The 24,639-nt window shown below is 53.4% G+C and carries 24 protein-coding genes; 10 read left to right on the top strand and 14 right to left on the bottom strand.

Going from position 1 to position 24,639, the window contains the following annotated elements; all coding sequences use genetic code 11:
* Positions 1-12: 12 nt before the first annotated feature.
* The 4 genes from IPH75_08385 to IPH75_08370 all read right to left on the bottom strand — a co-directional run bounded on the left by IPH75_08385 (position 13) and on the right by IPH75_08370 (position 3,825).
* Positions 13-432, bottom strand: coding sequence for a hypothetical protein (locus tag IPH75_08385; protein ID MBK7142082.1), 420 nt, complete (start codon positions 430-432; stop codon positions 13-15).
* Between the two features lie 42 nt (positions 433-474).
* Positions 475-2,190 carry a hypothetical protein gene (locus IPH75_08380; GenBank protein MBK7142081.1) on the bottom strand — a complete coding sequence of 572 codons (1,716 nt, stop codon included), beginning with the start codon at positions 2,188-2,190 and terminating at the stop codon, positions 475-477.
* 10 nt (positions 2,191-2,200) lie between these two features.
* Complete coding sequence (locus IPH75_08375; GenBank protein ID MBK7142080.1) at positions 2,201-3,154, bottom strand: DmsE family decaheme c-type cytochrome; 954 nt, start codon at positions 3,152-3,154, stop codon at positions 2,201-2,203.
* 74 nt (positions 3,155-3,228) lie between these two features.
* Entirely contained in the window at positions 3,229-3,825 is a 597-nt protein-coding gene (locus tag IPH75_08370) for a TetR/AcrR family transcriptional regulator (GenBank protein MBK7142079.1), read from the bottom strand.
* 279 nt (positions 3,826-4,104) lie between these two features.
* On the opposite strand from IPH75_08370, the gene IPH75_08365 reads away from it, so the two are divergent.
* From IPH75_08365 to IPH75_08335, 7 genes are all read left to right on the top strand, one after another.
* Positions 4,105-5,076 carry an L-threonine 3-dehydrogenase gene (locus IPH75_08365; protein MBK7142078.1) on the top strand — a complete coding sequence of 324 codons (972 nt, stop codon included), beginning with the start codon at positions 4,105-4,107 and terminating at the stop codon, positions 5,074-5,076.
* A gap of 26 nt (positions 5,077-5,102) precedes the next feature.
* Entirely contained in the window at positions 5,103-5,513 is a 411-nt protein-coding gene (gene acpS / locus IPH75_08360) for a holo-ACP synthase (GenBank protein ID MBK7142077.1), read from the top strand.
* Complete coding sequence (gene acsA / locus IPH75_08355; GenBank protein MBK7142076.1) at positions 5,491-7,194, top strand: acetate--CoA ligase; 1,704 nt, start codon at positions 5,491-5,493, stop codon at positions 7,192-7,194. The genes acpS and acsA overlap by 23 nt, the downstream gene beginning before the upstream one ends.
* A 27-nt stretch (positions 7,195-7,221) precedes the next feature.
* Complete coding sequence (locus tag IPH75_08350; GenBank protein ID MBK7142075.1) at positions 7,222-7,467, top strand: acyl carrier protein; 246 nt, start codon at positions 7,222-7,224, stop codon at positions 7,465-7,467.
* Positions 7,468-7,497: 30 nt separating this feature from the next.
* The gene (gene kbl, locus IPH75_08345) at positions 7,498-8,745 is read left to right on the top strand and encodes a glycine C-acetyltransferase (GenBank protein ID MBK7142074.1); all 1,248 of its coding nucleotides are present in this window, start codon (positions 7,498-7,500) and stop codon (positions 8,743-8,745) included.
* 139 nt (positions 8,746-8,884) lie between these two features.
* Positions 8,885-9,787, top strand: coding sequence for a hypothetical protein (locus IPH75_08340; protein ID MBK7142073.1), 903 nt, complete (start codon positions 8,885-8,887; stop codon positions 9,785-9,787).
* A 340-nt stretch (positions 9,788-10,127) separates the two neighbouring features.
* Complete coding sequence (locus IPH75_08335) at positions 10,128-11,267, top strand: aminotransferase class I/II-fold pyridoxal phosphate-dependent enzyme (protein ID MBK7142072.1); 1,140 nt, start codon at positions 10,128-10,130, stop codon at positions 11,265-11,267.
* On the opposite strand, the gene IPH75_08330 is transcribed toward IPH75_08335, so the two are convergent.
* The 5 genes from IPH75_08330 to IPH75_08310 all read right to left on the bottom strand — a co-directional run bounded on the left by IPH75_08330 (position 11,248) and on the right by IPH75_08310 (position 15,301).
* Positions 11,248-11,913, bottom strand: coding sequence for a hypothetical protein (locus IPH75_08330; protein ID MBK7142071.1), 666 nt, complete (start codon positions 11,911-11,913; stop codon positions 11,248-11,250). The two genes, IPH75_08335 and IPH75_08330, sit on opposite strands and share 20 nt — an antisense overlap.
* Positions 11,914-12,014: 101 nt before the next feature.
* Entirely contained in the window at positions 12,015-13,136 is a 1,122-nt protein-coding gene (locus tag IPH75_08325; GenBank protein ID MBK7142070.1) for a hypothetical protein, read from the bottom strand.
* Positions 13,137-13,341: 205 nt separating this feature from the next.
* Positions 13,342-13,674, bottom strand: a complete 333-nt coding sequence (locus tag IPH75_08320) for a hypothetical protein (protein MBK7142069.1) — start codon at positions 13,672-13,674, stop codon at positions 13,342-13,344.
* 20 nt (positions 13,675-13,694) lie between these two features.
* A complete protein-coding gene (locus IPH75_08315; protein MBK7142068.1) occupies positions 13,695-14,021 on the bottom strand; it encodes a hypothetical protein in 327 nt (108 codons plus the stop codon).
* Between the two features lie 266 nt (positions 14,022-14,287).
* On the bottom strand, positions 14,288-15,301 hold the full coding sequence (locus IPH75_08310; GenBank protein MBK7142067.1) for an isocitrate/isopropylmalate dehydrogenase family protein: 1,014 nt from the start codon (positions 15,299-15,301) through the stop codon (positions 14,288-14,290).
* A 145-nt stretch (positions 15,302-15,446) separates the two neighbouring features.
* Here IPH75_08310 and IPH75_08305 point away from each other — a divergent pair, with 145 nt between their 5' ends.
* On the top strand, positions 15,447-15,992 hold the full coding sequence (locus tag IPH75_08305) for a peroxiredoxin (GenBank protein ID MBK7142066.1): 546 nt from the start codon (positions 15,447-15,449) through the stop codon (positions 15,990-15,992).
* Positions 15,993-16,070: 78 nt separating this feature from the next.
* Here the strand turns inward: IPH75_08305 and IPH75_08300 are convergent, their stop codons facing one another.
* Positions 16,071-17,069 (bottom strand): magnesium transporter, encoded by a 999-nt coding sequence (locus tag IPH75_08300; GenBank protein ID MBK7142065.1) that lies wholly within the window; start codon positions 17,067-17,069, stop codon positions 16,071-16,073.
* 35 nt (positions 17,070-17,104) lie between these two features.
* The gene (locus IPH75_08295) at positions 17,105-18,106 is read right to left on the bottom strand and encodes a decaprenyl-phosphate phosphoribosyltransferase (protein ID MBK7142064.1); all 1,002 of its coding nucleotides are present in this window, start codon (positions 18,104-18,106) and stop codon (positions 17,105-17,107) included.
* Here IPH75_08295 and IPH75_08290 point away from each other — a divergent pair.
* Positions 18,089-19,033: a hypothetical protein gene (locus IPH75_08290; GenBank protein MBK7142063.1), complete on the top strand. Its 945-nt coding sequence runs from the start codon at positions 18,089-18,091 to the stop codon at positions 19,031-19,033. The genes IPH75_08295 and IPH75_08290 overlap by 18 nt on opposite strands.
* A 3-nt stretch (positions 19,034-19,036) precedes the next feature.
* A complete protein-coding gene (locus IPH75_08285) occupies positions 19,037-19,669 on the top strand; it encodes a hypothetical protein (GenBank protein MBK7142062.1) in 633 nt (210 codons plus the stop codon).
* Here IPH75_08285 and IPH75_08280 read toward each other — a convergent pair.
* The 3 genes from IPH75_08280 to IPH75_08270 form a co-directional block, all read right to left on the bottom strand.
* A complete protein-coding gene (locus IPH75_08280; GenBank protein ID MBK7142061.1) occupies positions 19,666-21,105 on the bottom strand; it encodes an HD domain-containing protein in 1,440 nt (479 codons plus the stop codon). The two genes, IPH75_08285 and IPH75_08280, sit on opposite strands and share 4 nt — an antisense overlap.
* On the bottom strand, positions 21,095-23,167 hold the full coding sequence (locus IPH75_08275; protein ID MBK7142060.1) for a HEAT repeat domain-containing protein: 2,073 nt from the start codon (positions 23,165-23,167) through the stop codon (positions 21,095-21,097). The genes IPH75_08280 and IPH75_08275 overlap by 11 nt, the downstream gene beginning before the upstream one ends.
* Positions 23,168-23,280: 113 nt before the next feature.
* On the bottom strand, positions 23,281-24,621 hold the full coding sequence (locus tag IPH75_08270; GenBank protein ID MBK7142059.1) for a nucleotide sugar dehydrogenase: 1,341 nt from the start codon (positions 24,619-24,621) through the stop codon (positions 23,281-23,283).
* Positions 24,622-24,639 lie beyond the last annotated feature (18 nt).

Below are 24,639 nucleotides of genomic sequence, written 5' to 3'. Positions count from 1 at the left end.
TTGGGCAGGAGACTAAAAGTCGAAACGGAATCCGGAGCGGATCATGAAGATCGATCCCGATTCATTTCCGTACACATAGGCCGCATCGTCTGTCAGGTCGGCGTAATCGGTATCGGCCGTCCAGGTCAGACCCTGCGAGAGTTTCAATTCCAGCCCCAGCGACAACTGCAGCAGTTTGTAATCAAGGTCGGAGTAGCTGTCCATTTCCAGGAAAGTGAAGTCCTGGTGGGTCAGGTCTCCCTGCAGTTGCTCGGTAACATCGGGCATCTCGACGACATCAAGAGCTGCTGTCGAGGCGACATAACTGAGCGTGCCATGCAGGCGGGCTTTGCTGGTGGGAATGAAATTGGCTGAGAGATAGACCGTGTGCGCATCGGTCGTGTAGTCGGTCATGGCATTGGTCGAGCCATAATGTTTCTGACGGATGGTCAAGTTCGGGGCGACACCCACGGTGTCGCTAACGAGTTGACCTGCTCAGCCATCGAAGAGCGCGATCGATACGGGCAGTCGCGCTGTCGAATGATTAAACGTATACCCCAGATTCATCGACCACTGCGGTGACGGCATCAGGGTCAGGTTCAGATTCGGCATGAAAGACGAATGCTTGACATCGAGTGAGTCAAGGTCGCCATTTTTGTCGAACGAACCTTTGATCGCCGCATGCAGATTCGCTTTGGGCGATGGGATCCAGTCCACACTGAGATCGAACTGATGGGCCGAGGTCGGCTGGGTCGTGATCGCCTGGTAGCGGAGATCTTCGCGCTGGAAATAAAAGACCAGCGGGTTGATCGGCGCGGTTGAATCCAGCGTGTGCAGTATTTCGCGACCGGAAGCCTCGAACAGACCGCGACTGGAGCTGAACGGATCAGAGATCATCTCGAAGCGGTACTTAAGCGATGCGGTCATGGCATTGCTCTTGCGCCAGCGGAGCTTGGCCTGTCCAAAAAACTTGGTGGTCAGGTTGTTCCCTTCGAAATCGACATAGTCATAGCGATCGATCCGGTTCAGACCGGCCAGGAATGATACGGTGGTCCGCGGATTCAATCGTGTGATCAACTCCAGGCTACCGCGTGCATCGAGACGGTCGAGCGCGGAGTAGCGAATGAAGTCGAAGTCGACTATCGGTCCGTTGGTGGTACCGCGACGATAGGACGGGAGGTCGATGTACGGATCATCGCCGCGCTGTCTGACGGCACTGGCACGTGCGATCAGACGAGTGCGCGGAGAAAGCGAACGCGTGTAGTTCAGGGCACCGCTGATCGCTTTGGTGGAGAGATCGGTGTTTTCGTTGGTAGCGGTATGATAGCCGAGCGAACCGGAGATCCGTCCCTCGCCTACTTTTCCGCTTACCTTCACCTTGTGGCCGATCTTCTCGGTTTTTGGTTCAATGCCGTACGGAAGTACCGTATCGCTGAACACGAGACGCGATCCAAACTCGGCGGCATTGCTGCCGTTCACCGGATGTTTGGCCGGGTCATAGTAGGAGTAAGTCTCCTGGTGACGCGGGTTGTACTGCCGATAGGCGAAGGTGTATCCGACATTGTAGCCGCCGAAATCACCTTTCAGTCCGGTCTCCAATTGGTGAGTGCGCCGGTCAACAGCGGCACTCTGTGAAGTCAAATGGCAGGAGAAGCAGTGGTCGGTCTGCAACTTCTGCTCGGATCCTTCTTCCATGATCATCCGATGGGCGATCAGGAGTCGGATATCATTCCGTTTGGAGAGGCGGGCTTCCACGCGGCTCTGCAATTCTTCCCGATGGGTAGAATAGTCAGCGCCGGCATCAAGCAGTTCGGAAGTGAGGATCTTCCCACCGGGGCGAGTGGTCAGCCATTCGCGAGCGGAAAGATTGGAGAGCAAGTCCTGGCCGGACTGATTGGTCAGCGAGCGGTACTGGAAAGTCCCGCTGAAGCTCTGGCCGATCCTGGTCTCCAGTTTGCCGTCGATGTTTTGATCATCAAAGTAATGACCATCGAGTCGGAAGATGCTGTTTTCACCCTGCGACAGATAGATCAGGCGCATTTCGGGCAGCCACTCTTCGGACCCTTTGTTGAACTCGGCGACCTTTTTCTGGTAGTCGCTGAAGCTGGTATAATGAGAGCCCAACCAGAGCGAATAGGATTCCTTTTCCTGGGCGGAGGCAACAGAGGCCACAACCAGAAGAAGGAGCGCGAAAATGAATAACTGTTTCATAGCATTCTCCTTATCTGGTTAATCCCTTACCGCCGGTTGAGGCTGCCTGTGAGGGCAGATCAGAGCCGTGGATCTGGGTGTGACACTGGGTGCATTTCGTCAGCATGCCAAGCTTCCATCCGTCGGGAGTGGAGACGCCGTCCCGTGAGCGATTCATCGGGTCGGTGAACGCACCATCTACACTTTCGACAGAGGCGTGGAAGTGCATGGAATGGCAACTAAGGCAGAGCGCCGGTTCGGCTTGTTTCAGCAGGTTGTCGGCGACTGTGCCATGCGGCGAGTGACAGATCGAACAATCTTCCATCACTGGCGCATGCTCAAAAGCATACGGGCCTTCTTTGTCTGCGTGACAACTGAAGCAGAGCTCGCGGCCAGTCGGTTCCATAGCCATACGCGGAGTCTCACCATGGACCCCGTGGCAGTCGAGGCAATCGATCTTTCCTTCGGCGATCGGGTGATGCGAGGGCAACATCGAAGCCGAGCGAACATCGGCGTGGCAGTCGTAGCAAAGAGCCGGAGAACTCTTCTTCAGAGAGACTCCCTCAGTGCTGTGTACCTTATGGCACGAAGCACAGCTTACATCGCCGGCGCTATGACTGGAGGCGGACCAATCAGCCATGTGACCGCTGTTGTGGCAAGTAAGACAGAGCTCATTGCCGTTCGATCCTTCGACCTTCGAAGGATTGATAATGTCCTTCGGGTCTCCGGACTCGATATGGGCAGTCGCAGGACCATGGCAGGTTTCGCAACTATTGTCGCGGAGCCCGGCATCATCACTGAAGAACTTCCCATGGGGTGAATTGTGAAAAGAATCACTAACTTCGGTATGGCATTGAGCGCATGTCGAGTTGGCGATTCCCTGTGCCCAGGTCGTCGAAGCTGATCCTCCCAGCAGAATGAGAACTGCTGCAATGAGAATCAGGGGTCCGGAACGACCGGGGATCCTTCTTCTTCGGTTCTCCATTACTCCTCCATTGAGGTTAGTGAGTGTTCACTAACTATCTATAATTGAGCTGAATGCATTTAAGCCGATTACAGCTACTTCTTTAGCCCCCGAGAGTAGATCGGGATATTGTTTTCTATGACATCGGCCGGTTGATAACTCTTACCAAGCATGCCTTTCCAGACAGTGACACTGAGCGCGCAGTCAAAAACCATCCCGATAAAGCAGCGAGCGGTGATCTCGTTGTTCTTGGCGATGATCATACCGCTGGCGTGGAGACGGTCAAGCTGTAGGGTGAGGAAGCGCACGTACGTCCCTCGAATGGCATCGAACACCTGCTTGCCGCTAGCGTGGTCACGGAGTGTAGAATACAGCAAAAGGCGATGAATTTCCGGATTGGCGACAAAACAATCAATGACATGGTGCGCCAGACGACCGAGGATCTGTTCGATATCGTCGGAATTTGTCAGATCGGCGAATATCTCTTTGGTGTCGAGTCGACTTCTCAGAGAGAGCAGAACTTCTTCGTAGATCGCTTCTTTGGATTCAAAATGGCGATAGATAGCCGGTTCGGTGACACCACAACTCTGGGCGAGTTGTTTGATGGTGACTCGATCGTATTCTTCAGCTCCAAAAAGCCGGGTAGCTTCCTGGATGATCTGGGCTTTTCTGTCAATTGCTGCGGTACGCATAATTGTTAGTTATCGTTAACTAACTAAGTATATCGGCAATGTCAAGCAAAAACGTAGTCACGATTACCCATTTTCTTTTGGGATTCGGCGACAAAACAGGTCTGGGCGCAGGTTGGTTTATTCTATGGAAAAGCTACTGAATTTCCATGATTTGGTCGACTCCCCCTGTTGCCAGAAATCGGGATATTGTGTATACTCCAAGTGAAAAAGAGTACAAAGTGGTCGCTAAAGGCGGATAAGCGCCGGGAATCCGCAAAGGGCAAGGAGAGAGCTAATAGTATGAAGAAGATGTTGGTGACCGGGGCGATCGGTCAGATCGGTTCGGAATTGGTCTCTGCCCTTCGAACACGATATGGGGCAGAAATGGTTGTGGCAACCGATATCCGGATGCCTACCGACAAGGAACTTCGCGACGGCGGACCATTTGAGTTTTTGGATGTCACCGATTCCAATCATATCACCCGGGTGATGTCGATACATGAGATCGGGACGATCTATCATCTGGCGGCGGTCTTGTCGGCGGTGGGTGAGTCACGCCCGAATATCGCCTGGCAGATCAACATGAACGGCTTGTATCACTTGCTCGAAGCGGCCCGTCAATACAAGTGCCAGATATTCTTCCCCAGCTCGATCGGCGCATTTGGTCCGGGCACGCCGCAGGATAATACGCCGCAGGATACGATTCAGCGGCCGGACACGATGTATGGTGTCACCAAGGTCGCCGGTGAATTGCTGTGCGATTACTATTTCAAGCGGTTCACTGTGGATGCCCGCGGGGTACGGTTCCCGGGGCTGATATCGTATGTCGCCGAGCCGGGTGGCGGAACGACCGACTATTCGGTTTCGATATTCTACGAGGCGATCCGGCATAAGAAGTTCACCTGTTATCTCCGTCCGAATACCTATCTCGATATGATGTATATGCCCGATGCGTTGCGGGCGATGATCCAGTTGATGGAAGCGGATGGTTCGAAGCTGATCCATCGGAACGCTTTCAATGTGTCGGCGATGAGTTTTACGCCGGATATGCTGGCGGCAGAGATCAGGAAGCATATTCCGAGTTTTGTGATGGAGTATGAGATCGATCCGGTCAGGCAGGCGATCGCCGATAGCTGGCCGAATTCGATGGATGATTCGGCGGCGCGCAAAGAGTGGGGATGGAAACCGGAGTATGATCTGAAGTCGATGACGACAGAGATGCTCAAAGAGATCTCCGCCAAGTTGCAGGGCGAAGTCAAAGTTACGCACTGAAAAATGGCTCTTCGTGGGGGAGCCAGATGTCAATAGAGATCGGCGTTGATATAGTGGACGTCGACAGGCTCAGCCGACAGATCGACCGGCAGCCTGAGATCGTACATGACCTGTTCACCGACTCAGAACTCGCTGCAAGTCGGGAATTCAGGCATGCCAGAGCGTATCTGGCCGGTTGTCTGGCCGTCAAGGAAGCTTTCCTGAAGGTCACCGGATCCGGGTTGCGCGATGGAATCGCATTTAGAGACATAGTAATAATAAGTAACGCTGCAGGTATTTCCGGGATTCGCCTGCAGGGAATACTCCGTCATCGGTACGGCGAACACGCTGCTTCCGAGTGCCGAGTATCGGCTGCGTTCACTGACCATGTGGCTTGCGCTGTAGTAGCGTGGTCACAGGAGGGACGTAGTACGGATGAGCCATTTCGGAAGCTATGAAAATCGCGTAACGGACTTTTCCTGGGCGCAGGCCGAACAGGAATTGGAGTACAGGCCGGGGGGCGTCATCAATATCGGTTGGTATTGCACCGACCGGATCTGCAGTAAAGGTCTCGGCAACAAAAAGGCGCTGATCTGGGAAGGGACCAACGCCGAGCCAAAAACCTACACTTACAACGATCTTCGACTTACCACCAACACGATCGGCGCATTTCTGCGGAGTCTCGGGATCCAGCCAGAGGACCGCGTTTGTCTGTTCATGGATCGTATCCCAGAGTTGTATCTGGGATTTCTTGGCGTGCTGAAAATAGGAGCAGTGGCTCAGCCGCTGTTTTCCGCATTTGGTGAAGAGTCTTTGTTTGTGCGGCTGGATGATGCCAAAACCCGCGCAATCATAACGCAGCGGAAGCATGTCGGGAAAGTGCGCAAGATCCTCGACCAGATGCCCTATCTGGAGCATATCATCATTGTCGATCATGATGGCAAAAAGGAGCTGAAAGATCGGGAGATCGCATTTTCGCTTGAGCAAGCGACGCCGGTGGAAAAGCTGGAGAGCCATCCGACACTGGCTGAGTCTCCCTCGGTACTGCACTATACCTCGGGGACAACGGGAAAGCCGAAGGGGGTACAGCATGTACACTACTCCCTTATCTCGCAGTACCTGACTGCCAAGTGGGTGCTGGATATTCATGAGAATGACGTTTACTGGTGTACCGCCGATCCGGGTTGGGTGACCGGGACCTCATATGGGATCATCGCGCCATTCGCGCTGGGTGCAACGCAGTGTGTGCAGGATATCGGATTCTCCGCAGACAACTGGTACAAGTGGGTCGAAAAACAGAAAGTGACTGTCTGGTACTCCGCGCCAACGGCGATACGTTCGTTGATGAAGGCGGGCGATGAGGTAGTCAAAAAGTATGATCTGTCTAGTCTGCGACATCTGGCGTCAGTCGGAGAGCCGCTCAATGCCGAAGCGGTTATCTGGTCGCAGCGGGTGTTCGATAAACCGTTCCTCGACACCTATTGGCAGACGGAAACCGGATCGATCGTCATCACCAATTTCCCCGGGATGAAAGTGAAGCCTGGTTCGATGGGGCGGGCATTTCCGGGGATCAAGTCGTGCGTTCTCGATCTCAAAACGTACGAGCCGATCGCTGAGTCGGGACGGATCGGCCTGATCGCGCTCAAGCCGGACTGGCCGGCATTAATGCGCGGCTACTGGGGGAACAAAGAGACTTATAACAAAAAGTTCGTGAACGGATGGTATCTGCCGGGAGATCGGTCATCGATCGACAAAGAAGGGTATTTCTGGTTCGCGGGGCGGGATGATGATATCATCAACACGGCAGGACATCTGGTCAGTCCGTTCGAAGTAGAGTCGGCTCTGCTGGAACATCCATCGGTAGCGGAGTCGGCGGTGGTGGCAAAGCCGGACGACGTGAATATGGAAGTAGTAAAAGCGTTTGTTACGCTTAAGCCGGGATTTACGGCGAGTGACGATCTCGAACTGGATATCATGAATTTCATACGGAAGAAACTCTCCTCGCTGGCGATGCCACAGGAGATCGAATATGTACCGAATCTCCCCAAAACGCGAAGCGGCAAGATCATGCGACGGTTGTTGCGCGCCCAGGAATGGGGCGAGGAGATCGGCGATATCTCAACTCTGGAAAACGACTAACCGGCCACCCGGCTTACGGAGGATACTATGGATGAAATGAAAGATGTCGTGCTGAAGTATGTGAGGAATGAATATCTCGAGGACGAAGATGAAGAATTGGGGTATGACACCCCGCTGATCTCGGGAGGGATTGTCGATTCATTCTCGATGGTTTCCCTCAAGCGGTTTTTGGAGAACAAATACAAGATCTCGATCCCGGATGACCAGGCTACGCCCGAGGCTTTCGACTCGGTGAACAAGATCGTGGTTTTGGTTCAGCGGTTCGTCAAATAGATTCCCGGGTTCCGGGCAAAGGAGTCGGATATGAGTTTCAGCACAACTGTCAGATCGATCTACCATGACCAGATCCATGGGATCCAGGATGCTGGTTTATTCAAGCAGGAACGATTTATCCATTCACAGCAGGCGGCTGATATCGAGGTGGAATTCCCGATCGGCGCGCCGGTGAAAAAAGTGATCAATATGTGCGCCAACAATTATCTCGGGATGTCCAGTCATCCGGAGGTACTCAAGGCGGCGCAGGAAGGACTGCAGTGCCGCGGGTATGGGATGTCATCAGTTCGTTTCATCTGCGGCACACAGGATATTCATCGAACGCTGGAAGAGCAGGTGACGGAGTTTCTCGGCACGGAAGCGACGATCCTCTTCCCTTCCTGTATGGATGCCAATGCCGGCGTTTTCGAAGCGCTGTTGACCAAAGATGACGTGATGATCGCGGACCGTCTGGTGCATGCCTCGATCATTGACGGGATGCGGCTCTGCTCGGCAGAGCAGGATTCATTCAAGCACGGGAATATGGAGCATCTCGAAGAGAAATTGCAGCTTCATGCCGACAAGCGATTGAAAATGGTGATCACCGACGGCGTCTTTTCGATGGACGGAGACACGGCTCGGCTCGACCAGATCGTGGCACTCTGCGAAAAGTATGACGCGATGGTATTTGTCGATGAGTCGCACGCTTCCGGGTTCATTGGTAAGACCGGACGCGGGACGCATGAGAAATACGGTGTGGTCGGGAAGATCGATGTCATCACCACGACCTTCGGCAAAGCGTTGGGCGGGGCATCCGGGGGCTGTGTCTCGGGCCGTCGCGAATTGGTGGAGATGTGCCGTCAGCGGGCTCGGCCATATCTCTTCTCCAATACGATCGCTCCGGTCGTGGTCTCCGGCGTGATGCGGGTACTTCAGATCTTGTCGCAAAGCACGGAGCGTCGCGACAAGCTGGAGAAAAACACGGAGTACTGGCGCCGCGGTCTAACCCAGGCTGGCTTTGTACTCAAAGAAGGAGATACGCCGATCGTGCCGGTGATGCTGTTTAATGCGAAATTGTCACAGGATGTCTCGCGCGATCTGTTTGATGAAGGGATCTACGCGATCGGGTTCTTTTTCCCGGTCGTGCCGCAGGGGCAGGCGCGAATTCGGACGCAGATCTCGGCGGGGCATGAGATCCATCATCTGGATAAGGCGCTTGAAGCGTTTATCAAGGTCGGGAAGAAGTACAATATTCTCGGCAAGACCAAGCAGGAGATAATTGACATGTACGGAGCGTAGCGATCTCCCCACGACATTGGACGCAACGTACTGTCTCCGCAGGGCCACCGAGTCGATCCGGTGGCCTTGTTCTATAACCGCATATCTTGACAATCATCGCTATAGCTGCTAATGTACGACAAATCAGGAGGGATCAAAAATGAGCTACGACCTTTTCTTTCGAGCTCGAATTCCAGAGCAACAACCTACCCGTGAACAGATCGCAGATTACTTTCGGACCAGAGAGAATTACAGTGTCTCGGACGAACAAGCGCTGTATGAGAACGAAAGTACTGATGTCTATTTCGTCTTTCTATTTGACGAAGTCGAATTTGAGGCAGAGGACGATCGAGAATTCATGGCTGAGGGCTTGCTACCCGTCATTTTCAACCTGAATTATTTTCGGCCGCATGTTTTCGCCTTGGAGGCCGAAATCGAAATCTCGGCCTTTTTGAGACACTTTGATCTTCTCGTGAGTGATTATCAGCATCACGGCATGGGAGACGGCGAATTTTCAAGTGAGGGGTTCTTGCGAGGCTACAGTTTCGCAAATGAAGCTAGCTATGAGATTATAGGAAATGAGCCAGGCGATGGCTCCCCGTTGTTGCTATTGGAAACAGAAAAGCTCGAGTCCATTTGGAGATGGAATTACGAGTGCAATCAATTTAATGAACAATTGGGTCCGCAAATCTTTGTCCCTCATATCAAGTTCTTCTATGTCGATAGTCGGGTCATGAGTGCAGTCATCTGGCCCGATGGCATGAATGTGGCGATACCTGTTGTTGACATTATAGTGCTGCATCGTGACCGATTGCATTCTCATCACTCTTCAAGTCACAAGGAGAAAACGGCCTTCGTGAAGTTCGAAAATGTGCTCCCGTTTCTAGCAAAGTATCCAAAGAGGCAGCGCAGTTTACCGTACTACCATTTGGAGTATGATGAAGTTCCTCCAGATTTGTGTGAGTTCATCGCTAGTGCTGAGACCACGATAGCACGTACGCGAAGTCTGGTGTCGATAGATTCCATTTTGAATCGCGAAGTGTTTGAGGGGCGAAGAATCTAATTGTCATTTGAATCCGTGACCCTTCACATATTATCGTCAACTTTGCAGGCGTAACTCATTATCGTATCATGCGTTAACACCGACCGACAAACTCACGGTCACCCCCTGCCTCTCCCCTTGCTCTAAACAACTATCTCCCTATATTACGCCGACTTTTGGAGCGCTACCAGGAAACCGCGGCCACAGATCGACCCCCGCGCTGGCGTGCGGTCTTCCCGCCTGAAAGTCGTAAAGGAGTGTAGCTGTGCCACTGGATAAATTCATACCTGCTCTCTCTGCCGAGATCGCGCAGATCGATTCCGCGAAAACCTCCAAAGCCACCGAACGGATCGTGGTTGATATGCTTCCCGCCAGCGGTGAGCGTGGGCCACGGTTCATGCTTCAGGGATATCCCGGCCGGGAGTTCCTGCGGATGAATTCAAATTCGTATCTGGGGATGTCCGCCCGCGAGGCAGTGACGCATGCTGAAGAAGAGACGGTGCGGAAATTCGGCGCCGGGCCGGGCGCAGTGCGGTTTATCTCGGGCACCTACGAGCCGCATGTCGCACTGGAAAAACGTCTGGCGCAGTTTCATGGGCGCGAAGATTGCATGATCACCTCCGCGGCGTATACCTCGGTGCTGGGAGTGATAACCTCGCTGACCACCTCGGAGACGATCATCCTCTCGGATGAACTGAATCATAACTGCATTATCAACGCGATGAAGCTTTCCCGGCCGAAAGACAAAAAAGTCTATCGGCATGTTGATATGGAGGATATGGAAGAGCAGATCGTTGCCTGCGAAGGTCAGTGCGATACCCTTCTGCTGATCACAGATGGAGTCTTTTCCATGCGCGGCGTCTACGCACCTTTGGAGACGATCAGCGCGATCGTGGCGAAACATAATCATCTTTTCCCGCGCGGGATCGTGCTGATAGTCGATGATTCCCATGGTGTCGGCGCGCTGGGTGAGACCGGCCGCGGGACCGAGCAGCTCTGCAAGGCGAGTGGGGTTGATATTTTGGTCGCGACACTCGGCAAAGCGTTTGGCGTGAATGGCGGGTATATCGTTTCGAAAAAGGAAGTGATCCGCTTTTTGCGCGAACGGAATCCGCTCTATATTTTCACCAACCCAATTACACAGGGGGAGGCCTCGGCGGCACTGGCCTCGATCAACTTGCTCGATTCAGCCGATGGCCGCAAATTGCTGGAGCATCTGCACAGGCTGGTCGCGATGTTTGAGAAGGGGTTGACGGATCTGGGGTACGAAACGATGTCGAGCCCGCATCCGGTGACACCGCTGATGGTCCGCGACACGGCCAAAACATCTAAGTTGGTGCAGTACCTGTTTGAGAATGGGATTCTGGCGACAGGGCTGAATTATCCGGTGGTGCCGAAGGGGGACGAGTTGATCCGGTTCCAGGTGAACGCGGACCACACGGAGAGCGATTTGAAGTTTGTGCTGGAGGTGTTGGGGAGATTCAGGAAAGAGCAGTGGTGAGGTAGAGTGGCTTTGCCACGCTTTGCTCTATGCCGAATTTCCGTTTCGGATAAGGTCGGATTAAGTGGCGAACGGATTCTACCAGGCGTCTCCTGTGTACTCTGTTTCCCAAAAGAAACAGATACCTATGCTTGCTGTGAATTTGTTGTGTTTGATAATTCGGGTCAATTTGAAGCAAATGATCCCGTGAACGCGAACCAAATTTCTTGTGCACTTTCCGTGGATCATAGAGCTTGCCATTGATGATGTACTTTTTGCCTCCCCCCGGTGAAGTCATACCAATATATATTGCATTGCTGGCTTGATAGATTGTCCCTATCTCACCTGCAGCAGGGTCGGCATAGGCAATCACGGCATCTACTCCATAAGAATTCCTTATTAATGTTAGCGACCGACTGATTAGCATACTGCCCGACCATTTTGGTGCCCAATAGGTACTCGCACCCCGACATAGCTGCCAGAATTGCACCGACTCATCAAGACCGATAAGCCGTAAATACCCGCTTGGTGCAACCAGAGGACCATAGCAGACAACTGCCGCTAGGTGCGTTCCAAACATCAGTCCAAAACAGTATTTGGATGTGCCCATATTCCCCAGCCACTCGTATTCTAAGATGAATTCGCGGGCCGCTGAATATTCAATCATACAAATCTCTGGCCTACTTTCGTATACAACGCGATCACTAGGCGATGATTCGTGGCGCTTCGAAAGCTTTCTGAGATATTGCCAGCAGGTAAGTGGCTGGCTCATATGATTTTCTTGCCCAACATTTTGAACAACAAGACTAGCGCAAGTGTCTGAACGGCTACAGCAGCCAATTTCGGGTAGTAGAGCACGAAAATTGAAGTGATACTGAGTGGCCACACTTCACTCCAATCAGTCCCGACTACAAATGTCGATGTCGTGTAACATAGAATCAACAGACATATCCAAAACCAAAACCAGGCCTTATTCTTTATTTCAAACACAATAGGTCGATCGGGCCCGACTACTGTTCCAGTCTCCTTTGCTTCAGAAATCCCTGTTGAATATCGCAAGCTCAAGGAACCTTTGGTTTCCTCTAAGTGTCGCTTCAACGTGAAACCGTATGAGACACTATTTGAGTAGCTGTCGACAATCAGCGCACTTGACCCCAAGCACCTAACAGTGTCGTCGCCGACAACTTCTATCTTTGCCATTTTTGTTTGGTCAGCCTGCTGAATTGGATACACATAGTTCAACTTGAAGTCATATTGTTCATTCTGATGAAGTACAAATAGCGCTGTGTCGCTCTTAATTTTCGGAGAAAGCTCCTTTTTGGGAGTTGACCTACGTGAAAGCGAGGCCTTGGCAAAGAGATTGGCATTGCTAGATGTTGATAGGTCCTTGAATGCCTGAGTCTGGAAGAGCGCTTCTACAGCTTTTGTCCAAGCTGTCTCGCTGGAATAGTATTTCCCCTGATTCAAAATTGCCTCTGTGTCAACAATGGCGTATTGGCCATCTTTTGTACTCTTTGGGTCGGACCCCTGAAGTTGCGGCATGCCCTTCTCTATGAGGCGGTTCCTTATAGTCGTTTGAAAATCCGTTATGTCGACTGGAAACACATAGTCTTCGAGTACTACCCGAAAAAAGAATCGATCCAATTCCGTTCTTATGCTCAAGAATCTACCCTTTCGAAGCGGATAAAATCTGTATCCGTCAATTGCGAACCGATCAATGTAGACAATGAGCAAGTCGTCTTGTCTCTTTAAGGTGTCTTTGATATCCTCAGAAACCTGTTCTCCAATCTTATACCTGTAATCATTGGTCCATCCGCTGGGCAAGAACAGCGTATTGTGCACATTTGTCAGGTACAGTGGTCGAAATGCGGAATTAAATAGATAGAGCATAATAGACTCCCCAAGTTTACAGAAACCTATATGCCAAAAGCGTCAATGTCAATACCATTAACTCTGGTGACCACTAATAAGTGAGCAGGTCGGGCCCGCATGATGCGAAGCAGCACAAAATGGCGGACCTGACAGCGAAATGTCAGGCGCGCAGATAATCGACATCGCGCTGCTTGTCGACCGCGCCTGACCTACGAGCCGCCACTTACTTCAGCCAACCCGACCACGGCAGGTTCCCGGTAACATCGAGATACGCACCGAGGATGGCTGCTATCAAAAGAATTGCCAGAGTGATAATCAGATTGCGGCCGAATTTCAGAACCGGTACGCCTTTGTCATCCAGAAAGAGGCCAATGAGCCGTCGCAGGCTTTTCCAAAGAATCGCCCCTCGACCTCGTAAGAGAAAGCTGTAAACTCGCTGCAATTGATGGAAAGGGATAGCCGCCAAAACTATCTGCGACAGAAGAACAACCAGCGCCAGCACAAGCAAGCCGGCAATGAAGTAGAGCAGGGTGCTCAGAACAACTTCAGACCACACTCACCGAATCCCCCGCTTGATCAATCATTAAACAGATCGTCGAATTTCTTTTTCCGGTTATCTTTGGTTTCCGGGCCCTGGGTCGAGACGCCCCCCGCTTTTTTGATCACCTCGCGGAATTGATAGACATCGCAGAAATTCGATTTCTCTTTCTCCACGATATTGCTCTCGATCGTCTCACGGCACTGGAACCGTCGAGTCGGATCGAAATGTCGGCAGCCGCGGCAGCATCGCATATCAGCGTTGCAGTGCGGGCAGGTGTCATTGCGGAAGACTTTGCCGGTGATCCCGGTCGGTTTGCCGCAACTCCAGCACATCAGTCCTTCGGTCGGCATGATAGGTGTCATGGGGGGAATATAGTAAATGCGGTAGATTGATGCATTGGGAAAGTTGGCAGGGGGACCCAAGGTCAATCCCTCACCCGCCCTTTCAGGGCACCCTCTCCCAAGGGGAGAGGGGAAAGTCCCTTCTCCCTCTGGGAGAAGGTGGCGCGAAGCGCCGGATGAGGGGCGTACAAGCAATCCTTTATCGCGCACACTCGCCATCCACACAAACAGAAAGGGCTCGGAGTTTCCCTAACGCCGAGCCCTTGACCGACAAAACCAGACGAATCCTATGTCCGGCTTTTTATCTCTTTGATCAATTCATCGGTGAATTCAGTTGTCGAGCAGGTGCCGCCGAGATCGCGCGTCAGGTGGTGCCCCATCGCGAGTGAAAGGACCATCGCTTTCCAGATCCGGTCGGCCGCCTCTTCCTCACCGAGATAACGAAGCATCAGCAGCGCCGAAAAGATCAGTGCGGTCGGGTTAGCGACATTTTTGCCGGCAATGTCGGGTGCGGTACCATGGACAGCTTCGAAGACGGCGTACTCATCACCGATATTGGCTCCCGGCACCACACCCAGTCCGCCGACCAGGCCGGCGGCGAGATCGGAAACGATATCACCAAACAGATTTCCCAAGAGCAGCATATCAAAGCGGGTCGGGTCCATCACCAGTTGCATGCAGAGGGCATCGACAATGCGATCCTCGGCTTTGATATCGGGATATTCTTTGGCGATCTCTTCGAAGGTGCGCAGGAAGAGCCCATCGGTCATCTTCATGATATTCGCTTTATGCACCAGGGTGATCTTCTTGCGCTTGTTTTTGCGGGCATATTCAAACGCCCAGCGCGCGATCTTGGCGGAGGCTTTTTCGGTGACCACTTTCATGGCGGTCATCACCCCGGGCGAGACCATGCTTTCGATACCGGTATAGAGGTCTTCCGTATTTTCGCGGAAGATGACCAGGTCAACTTTGTCGAAATGGCTCGGAACACCGCCGATCGATTTGACCGGCCGGAGGTTGACATAGAGGTCGAGTCTTTGGCGAAGCGTCACATTCGCGGATTTGAATCCTTTGCCGACGAGAGTGGTTAACGGGCCCTTGAGCGCGACCTTGTTCTCTTTGATGGAATCAAGCAGGGCATCGGGAACAGACTCGCCGTATTTCTGGATACCGGCCATGCCGGCCTCGTGGCGGTCCCACTGGATGTCAACGCCGGCAGCCTCGATTACGCGGACGGTCGCCTCGGAAACCTCGGGGCCGATACCGTCGCCAGGAATAAGAGTAACTTTGTGTTTAGCCATTTCTTCTTTCGTTTCGGTTGGCAGGAAACAACGACGCCGGGAAGGGTTCGTCAATAGCTAATTTCTGACGGAAAATGTCCGGAAACCGGGAGCGGTCGGCAATTGTTCAGGGAGAAACAAATTTGCAGAGCGACAAGGAGTATTGATGAGTCGAAGAATCTTGATGGCGATGATCATTGCGGTGGTCTCAATCGCCGGATTTGCCACAGAAAGGACAGCTGCCATGCCACAGGTTGGTGACACGATCCCGGAGTTCAAACTGCCGTATGCGACCAGGGATTCGATCAGTTGGGAAGGGATCGGTTCGGCTGATTTGAAGGGGAAGCGGTATCTGCTGGCCTTCTACCCTGCCGACTGGTCGGGCGGTTGTACCAAGGAGGTCTGCACATTCCGCGATGCGATTGCGCAGTTTGAAGGGCTGAATGTTGAGGTGTTGCCGATCTCGGCCGATCTGGTCTATTCGCATCAGGAATGGGCGAAGCACCACAATCTTCCATTCAGATTGCTGGCGGATCATTGGCGGGAGTTTGGGAAAAAGATGGGGGTCTTTGCTGAAGAGAAGGGGTATTTCAAGCGGTCGGTATTTGTAGTGGGGCCGGATGGGAAGATCGAGTATGTCGATGAGGCGTATTCGGTGGCGGATGAGAAGGATTTTGAGACACTCAAGGCGTTTTTGGGGACGAAGAAATAGACGGTGAGTTAAAGACAATCTTGTGAATCGGCCCGGTTGATAACCGGGCCGTTTTTCTTTGTGTTTGGCCGATCTGAATTAGAGTCGTTCCAGCAGCCAGCCGGAGAGATTGAAGTAAAACATCAGGGCTATAATGTCGGCGACCGCAAGCACGATCGGGCCGGCGGCGATCTGTGGATTGATCTTGAGACGTCGGATGATCCCCGGCACCGCCACCCCGAGAAGACAAGCGGTGATCATGGAGACCCAGATCGCGCCGCCGATAACCAGCGCAACCACCCAATCGCGTTGCCAGATCCAGGCGACAGCGCCGACGATCGCACCGCTGGAAAGGCCGATCAGGGCGGCGACCAGCAGTTCGCGTCGAAGCGCGGAGAGGAGCATGATATCCGATTGTCCGGTCTCAGGCAGTCCCTGCAGAGTGAGGGTCATCGACTGCATCGAGACCGATTCAGCGAGTGCGAGTACAACCGGAACAAACATGGCGAGCAGAATGACGATCTCCAGCAGCGACTCGTACTGGCTCATGATGAGCGCACACATCAGTCCGCCGAGGATATTGACCAACAGCCAGGGAAAGCGGTCGAGATAGCTCGCCCAGAGCGATGACTTGCGACCAAGGGTAACGTGAATACCGATCAACTGGAAGGCGTTTTCGATCTCATGCTGTTCGGAGAGAGCGCTCAGTTCTTCGGTGAAAAGTTCAATATCCACCACCCCGAGCAAATGATTCTGAGCATCGACAACCGGCAACGCCAGATAGCGGTAGAAAAGGAATTGCTCCATGGCGATCAGGACGGTGGCACGCTCCGGGATGGAGACAACCCGTGTCAGCATGAGAGAGGATATCTTGTCCTGAAGCGGCGACATGAGGAGCCGTCGAACCGGAACGACACCGACCAGTTGGGAGCGATCATTCAGCACATAAAAATAGATGATCTTTTCGCTCAGCTCCGTGCCGCGCAAACGGGCCATCGCCTCCTGCACTGTTTCGGTATCGCGCAGGGTAGTGATATTCCGATGGAGGTAATCGACGATCGGGTCGTTGAGATTCTGAGCGTTTAGTTTGCCGTTCATGGTATATCTATTCTACGGGAAAAGGGAGCCAAAGTCTACCAGAGATGATAGAGGATCAGAGTGACGGCAACAAACCAGAGTGCGACATTGATCAGAATCGGTTTATCGGCAAAGAGGACGCGGGTCGGCGAGCCGCCTTCGTCCAGGCGGTGGATCAGATAGAGATAGCGAAAGATGCCATAAACGACAAAAGGGATGGTCAGATAGAGGTTCTGAGTGCCGAGCTTGACCGAAACCTCGTCGGAGAAAGTGTAAAGCATATAAACGACCAGCACTGAGGCAGTGGTAACGCCGATGATCTGGTCGAGCAGATATGGGGAATAATGGCTGAGGGATTTGCGATGAGCGCTGGCGGTTGATTCGAGGAGTACCAGTTCATGCCGGCGTTTGCCGAAGCCCAGGAAAAGGGCGAGCATGAAGGTGGTGATCAGGAGCCATTTGGAGGCAGGGACATTTATGGCGACGGCGCCGGCATAGGCGCGCAGGACAAAGCTGAGAGCAAGCGCGACAACATCGATGATGACGAGATCTTTCAGTTTGATCGAATAGCCGAAATTGAGCAGAACAAATCCGATCGCGACTGTGCCAAACTGCCAGTTGATCCAGAATGCGGCGGTCAGGCCGATGGCGAGGAGGATGATCACCATGGCGATCGCTTTGGTCGGAGTGACTCGGCCAGAAGCGATGGGGCGGTCCTTTTTCAGCGGGTGCTGTTTGTCGGAGTTGCGGTCGATCAGGTCATTGAGGGTATAAATAGCTGAAGAGAGAAGGCAGAAGATACCGACCGCCGCCAGGGCGAGCCAGAGGCGCGAGGTATCCCGCAGGGTGCCGGCAAAAATGAGGGCGGCAAGGAGCACCCAGTTCTTGATCCATTGACCGGGTCGAGCAAGTTTGATCAGATCGGCGGGCATACCAGTAGTATATGCCCTAACGCCAAAGACTTCAAGTATTTCAAGGGAGAGGGAGGCCGGAGGAAGCAAAATCCTTGCGGGGAGGGCAGGAGAACGTATACTACCGCCATGCCAAGAAGTCGTCATCAGAAGGAAAAGCAGAGCCATGTGGCACTGTTTGTTAATCGGAAAGCGTCCGGCTACCAGGCCAAACAGATCGACCAGTTGACGTCCGCGGTCAAAGAGCGGGGCGGTTATTACACCACGTTTGAGCCGGAAAGCGCCATGTCGCTTTATAAGCAGGCACTGGCGATCGTCCAACCGCACAAAGATTCATCGGAACTGGCCCCGGTAGTGGCCAAGCGAGGGGAGTTTACCGCGCTGATCGCCTGCGGCGGGGATGGGACATTCAATCTGGTGGCACGCGCCGCGATGGAGAGTGAACTCCCGGTTGGGATCCTCCCGATGGGGAGATTCAACAACATCGCCCGTTACCTCTACCAGGCAGTTGAACCGAAAGTGGCGATTGCCCGGATATTAAAGGGGGATTACAAGAAGATCGATGCCGGGATGGCGGCCGATCAGCCGTTCTTCAACGCGATCGGTATCGGATTTCTTCCAGAGTTGGCGGATAACTTAAAGTCGATCCGTTCACCGCGCTTCGGGTTCGGATGGTCGCAGCTTGGGGCAAAAGCAGCGTCCGCGGTGACGGTTGAAAAGCTCGTGGCCAAGATCGATGCCTTTCGCTTTGAGATATCGCCGGTGATGATGAATATCCACCTTCTCCCGTATGCGGTTGGTCTCCCCTTCGCCAGCGCGGCGCTGGTGGATGATGGTCAGGCGGAAGTGATTTTCGATCAGGGTGGGCAGCTCGGGGAGTTTTCCTCCATCACCAGAGCGATTCAGAAGGGGAAGTTCCTGTATGGGACGGATGTGCGGATGTACCGCGGGAAAACCATCAACCTGCAGCCGATCAAAGATAAGGTGATGTATCTGGATGGCGAGTTGATCACGCTGCCGACGACCGTGTTGGCGGTGAAGATCGGCGACAAGCAGGTTAAGGTCTTCTGTTGAGGTATGAAACCGACCAGATTGTTAGTGCTGCTGGTGGTCCTGTTCTGCGCGTTCGCCGCGCCTGCGTATAGTCAAGTTGCCCCTTCCCCTGTCATTGACAGCACACTGTCCGATACGACAGTGGTAGATTCAAGCAAAGCTCCCCTCATTCAGAACGACACGATACTTTTTGTGCCGCCGGTCTTTCACGGCGAGCTGCCGGTAACGGATAGCACCAATCTCGAAGAGCGATTGAGGCAGAGGCCAACCACCGCATTGCTCAAGTCTCTGGCGATTCCGGGATGGGGGCAGATCGGAAATGGTCGGGTCACCAAGGCAGTGATCTTTGCGGGATTACAGGGATGGTGTATTGGGGCGGCGATCCACTACGGAAAATCAGCTTCCAATTTCAAAGATAGCTACGAGGCGGCGACGGTAGTCTCCACGCGCAATCAGTATTACTCGATGTTCAAGGACCGCCGCCAGGAGCGAAACAAATATCTCTTCTTTCTGGGGTTGACCACGCTGGTCTCGGTATTCGACGCCTATGTGGATGCTCACTTGACCGGATCACCGGCCAACCGGACCGAGACGATCGGGCTGGAGCTCGCGCCGACTGCTGATGGGATGCAGGCGGCGATCTCTTTTCGATTCTAATCCTGCAGAATGAAATTCTTGACGTCGAGCCCGTAACGTGACGGATCGATCATCCGCATCACCTTGCGATCTTCGTTTTCCGGCAGGGCAAGGTCGATCCAGATCGGATTATCGAGCAGTCCGGCACGGTTACCGACGATTTTGATATAAGGCCGAGCGAGATTCTGCTCGTTGTTGGTCAGCACTAATGCGATTTCATTGGTCGATAGCAGAACCAGCGACCCGGACGGATAGATTCCCACGACATTGGTAAAGATCTTCAGCAGGAAGGGATCAAATTTGATCGCCATCTGCGAGCGCATCTTTTTGATAACCTCATCGGGCGCGATCGATTTTTTCAAGTAGACACGTCCGGAACTGAGAGCATCGAAGGTATCGACGATCGAGATGATGCGCGAGAAGAGGTCCGGGGTCCGCTTTTTATGGTGAAGAGTCGGATAGCCGGTAAAGTCGCTGTTGATGTGGTGTTCAAACGCACCACGGGCCGCACGGGCGGTATGTTCGTCCAGTTTAAGTCGAGCCAGAATGGTTTTCGCGCCGAGTTGCGGGTGGCGCTGCATCTGGATCCAGTCGTTTTCATCGTATGCATCCGGCTTGCGGATCAGATCCTTGGGGAGTTTCACTTTCCCGATATCATGGAAAAGCGCGGTAAAGCCGAGTTGCGAAAGACGGGAGCGATCGAGTCCCAGCCTGGCGCCAAGCGTCAGGGAGTAGACGCAGACGTTAGTGGAGTGAGCGTAAGTGTAATCATCGTAATCACGGATGGAGGCGAGTTCCAGCAGGGATGACTCATCGCGAGAGACATGGTCGATGAGCGCCTGAACCACGCGACGGGTCTTGGCCATGTTGATCTCGCGATCCTGCGAGACATTAACCACCAGTTCCTGCACAGTGGTCATCGCCTGGAAGAAGGCGTTACGCGCCGAAAGGCGGATGGTCTTTTTCTCTTCTTCCGTGACATGGCGATGGGGTTGGTCTCCCTCACGCTTCAGAGAAAGAAGATGGACGCCGGCATGCCCCTGCGTTTTCAGACGGGCAGCCAGTTCTTCGATATTAGACGAATTCGGTTTGATCGCCGCGATAAACGTGATGAATTGACGGATGTCGGCCAGGGTGGCTGAGGCCTCGAACGTAATGCCGCCGATGCCGAGGGTTTTCCATTCGGCAACCACCTGCGCGGCGCCGGAAGCGCCGTGCTCATCAAATTTCACCATCCGCTCGTTGACGAAGTAGTGTCCGCCAAACGCTTTGAGCGTGATATTGCCATATTCATTGACCAGGTGAGTCAGATAGTTAAAGAATGTCTCGCTCTGGTTCTTAAAGACAGCGTTACCGGAATCAATGATCCGGGAGGTCTTATAAAGGACGAAAAAGAGCGTCAGCAGTTTTTCGTCGGTTTTGTCCCCGAGTACTCGTTTGACCTGTTCAACGGGCATGGGTAGCCTCCGGGGAATGGTGATTCTGGTCAGCAGTAGCATGCGCGTTGGAACGAAGCATCAGCTCACGTCGCAGATTGACGGCATCGCGGGCCTGACGGCGAACATCCGGAATCCAGTGAGATTTCAATTTGATCAGGACAGTCTCGGCGGCCTGACTGGGGGAATGGGCCAGCGCCTTGAATGCCGCGGCGCGATGCAACGTGATCATGGCGTCACTCAGCAGATTCAGCCGGGTCGCCAGCTTACGCAGGAAAGAGACGGCACGTTCTCCCCCAAGAACAGCATATGCGCGGAGCGCCTCGATCTGTTCATCGTGGTCGATAGTCTGGAAGGTCGCGTCGGAGATCATGGCAGAAACGGCATCAAAGCTCCCCTTTCCACGGTTATGCAACAGCGCTTGGAGAGCAGTGCGGCGGATGTCACTTTCCTTGTCGAGGAGCACCTTGCGGAGAATGTCAAGGGTGCGGGCATCGGTCCGTTCCTTGATGGCGTTGAGCACTTCGAGGCGGACCCGTTTATCTTCATGTTTCAGGGCCGGCGCAAGGTAGCCGATCGCCTTGTCATCGTTGATGCGGGCCAGAATGCCCACCGAATTACGTACGACGAACCACCGTTTGTCATGCACGCCTTTGGCGATAATGGCAAGATTGTCTTTGCCGCGATTGGACAAAAAGTCGCAGAGGAATTCGCGATGCGCGCGATGCTGGAGATCGCCGAGCAGGTCGGTGATGGATGCGAGGGCTTCCCAGCCGAAAACCTCCAGATAGCTCCGAATATCGTAATTCGAAATCTGGGGATACTGGTTGAGCGCGTCACCGAGTTGTTTCATGCGGTTGGCGCTGCCAGCGGCGATACGACTGTCTCGCAGTCGTTCTGACCAGAGCGGTTTGCCATCGGAGAGTTCTTCTTCCAGACGTCGGAGGTTGGCCAGAATGTGACCGGCTTCCATCAAGCGTCCGGCAGAGACGAGATCAAAAGTCAGCTTTTCGCAGATACCAACCGTCTCGAAGAAAGCGCTCAGTTCGGTCTCCTGGAGGAGCATTTCGGCCAGCAGTTCGGTCGTCGATTCGAACATATCAAACTGCGCGTCTTTGGCCATAAGCGAACGAATATCGAGTTCTTCTTCTTCGGTCAGTTTGAATTCATCATTGAGGATCAGCGCGGTGTCGGGCGCGGCCATCTGGCGATTCATTAAATCGCCAAACCCCATGGCATCGGCGGCTTCGGCCACGCGGAGGATTGAGCTGTCGATACGGTCATTGCCCGTCGACGGTTGGTCAGATTCAGCGGCCGGATCGACCAGGAAAAATGCGGCATTTTTCTTACGCGCGGCCCGTAGACGATTGACGAGCGTGCGACCATCGGGGACAACGCCACCGGGTTGGTCTCCGCCCTGCGCATTGGACTCTCTGGCGAGCTTTTTCAGCTCGCGGAGTTCTTCATCAGTGACATCGTCGGGAAGTTCGACCACATAGCCGCCGGAATCATTTCCCGGATCGGTGGATTCTTCTCTGAAGATCTCGTCATAGGCGGACTGTCGATCTTCTCTCGGTGAGTCATCTCCCGAGGCAAGGATCTCTTGAACCCGGAAGTCTCCATCGTAGTCGGCCAACGCGATATCTTCAACGGAAGTGAACTTGATACTTCCAAAATTGGCTTCCCAGAGGAGAGAAACGAGCTCAGCATTCAGGGCGCTTTTGTTCTGATAGACCTTTATGACATCAAGGAGTTTGTAGACCTCGAGCAGATCGAGTGGGTGGCCGAACGTGAGGCTGGTGACGCCATTCTCAAAGAAAAGACCGGCGAGGCTTTCTTCGCGGGAAGAATCCGTGAAAACCGTTTCTTTATCCAGCACGATTTTGTCGGCCTGAATGAGAAACTTCAGATCGTTATGTTGTTCGGCGATATGAACCAGCTTTTCGGCAAAGGAGCGACGGAGTGACTGCGGCAGCGGGTTCCCTTCCGGGTACATAGCCACAACCTTGATGACCTTGAGCATATCCTTGAGGATAAGGCGGGCATCGGAGAGCCGATCGTTTTTAGGTGTCTGCGCAGTCATAATGAAAATAATCCTTATCCTGGTATATCGGCAGCGATGGGTTGGATTTAAACGCTTGGGGGGCAAAAAATAGCCGCCCCGGGGGGCGGCTATGGACTCACGTGCGGAAGTACTTACAGAACAACGATCTTGCTGCGGTTCTTCGTAACCTTTTTCGCGGCGTTACGCGTATCGAACACCAGCTTGGAATTGTTCACGATCCACTGATAGTCGTAACCGGTATGGTCGGTGACAATGATCACCAGGTCCGCATTTTTGAGGAGCTCGGCGGAGAGATTGACCGACTTCATCAGCCCACGACTCTTTTCCCCTTTTTCCCCATGCTCCAGGTAGAAGTTCGGGACAAACGGGTCGTTGTAATGGACTTTGGCTCCACGGTTCTGAAGTAGCTTGATGACATCGAGCGCCGGTGATTCGCGAACATCTTTGATATCCCGCTTGTAAGCAACACCGAGGACGACAATGTTCGTTTTGCTGAGAGCAAGGCCGGAGCGCTCGTTGAGCAGACGGATCGTCCGCTCGACGACATATTCCGGCATATGGCTGTTGACATCGCCGGCCAGCTCGATAAATCGAGCGTAGTAGTTGAGCGATTTCAATTTCCAGGAAAGGTAGTGCGGGTCGATCGGGATACAATGGCCGCCGAGTCCCGGACCCGGGTAGAACGGCATAAAACCGAACGGCTTGGACGCTGCCGCGTTGATGATCTCCCAGACGTTCAGGCCGAGGCGATCGCACATCAACGCAACTTCGTTGACCAGACCGATATTGACGGATCGGAAGGTATTCTCCAGAAGCTTGACCATTTCGGCAGCTTTGGTCGATGAAACCGCATAGACATTCGCGATCGTCTGCTCATAGAAGACTTTCGCCACGGCGGTACAATCCGGCGTGACACCGCCAACTACGCGCGGAGTGTTTTTGGTTGTATAGATCGGGTTGCCCGGATCAACACGTTCCGGCGAAAACGCCAGGAAGAAATCTTTACCGACTTTGAGGCCGCCGGCTTCGAGGATCGGAAGGATCAGCTCTTCGGTCGTACCGGGATAGGTGGTCGATTCGAGAACGACCAGTGTCCCTTTCTTGATGAACGGCTTGGCCGCATTGACGGCATCAAGAATGTAGCTGACATCCGGATCCTTGGTTTTGGAGAGCGGTGTCGGCACACAGATGGAGATCGTATCCACCTTCGCCAACTTGCTCGGATCAGTGGTCGCACTGAATCGTTTCGCGGCGACAGCCTGCTTGACGACGGAATCAGGGATATCATCGATATCTGATTTACCGGCGTTGAGCAGTTTGACTTTCTCTTTGGAAATGTCGAGTCCGAGGACTCTGAAGCCGTTATCGGAAAGGACCATGGCGAGTGGAAGGCCGACATAGCCGAGTCCGACGATCCCGGGGATCGCTTCGCGGCTACGGATCTTGGCAATCAACTGATCGGCGGCGGATATCTGTTTGCCGGACGATTT

The sequence above is a fragment of the bacterium genome (genome assembly GCA_016708025.1).
Taxonomy (GTDB): Bacteria; Zixibacteria; MSB-5A5; order GN15; family FEB-12; genus FEB-12.
The sequence above is the reverse complement of the archived record's forward strand: the minus strand, read 5'-3'. Positions and strand labels throughout refer to the sequence as shown.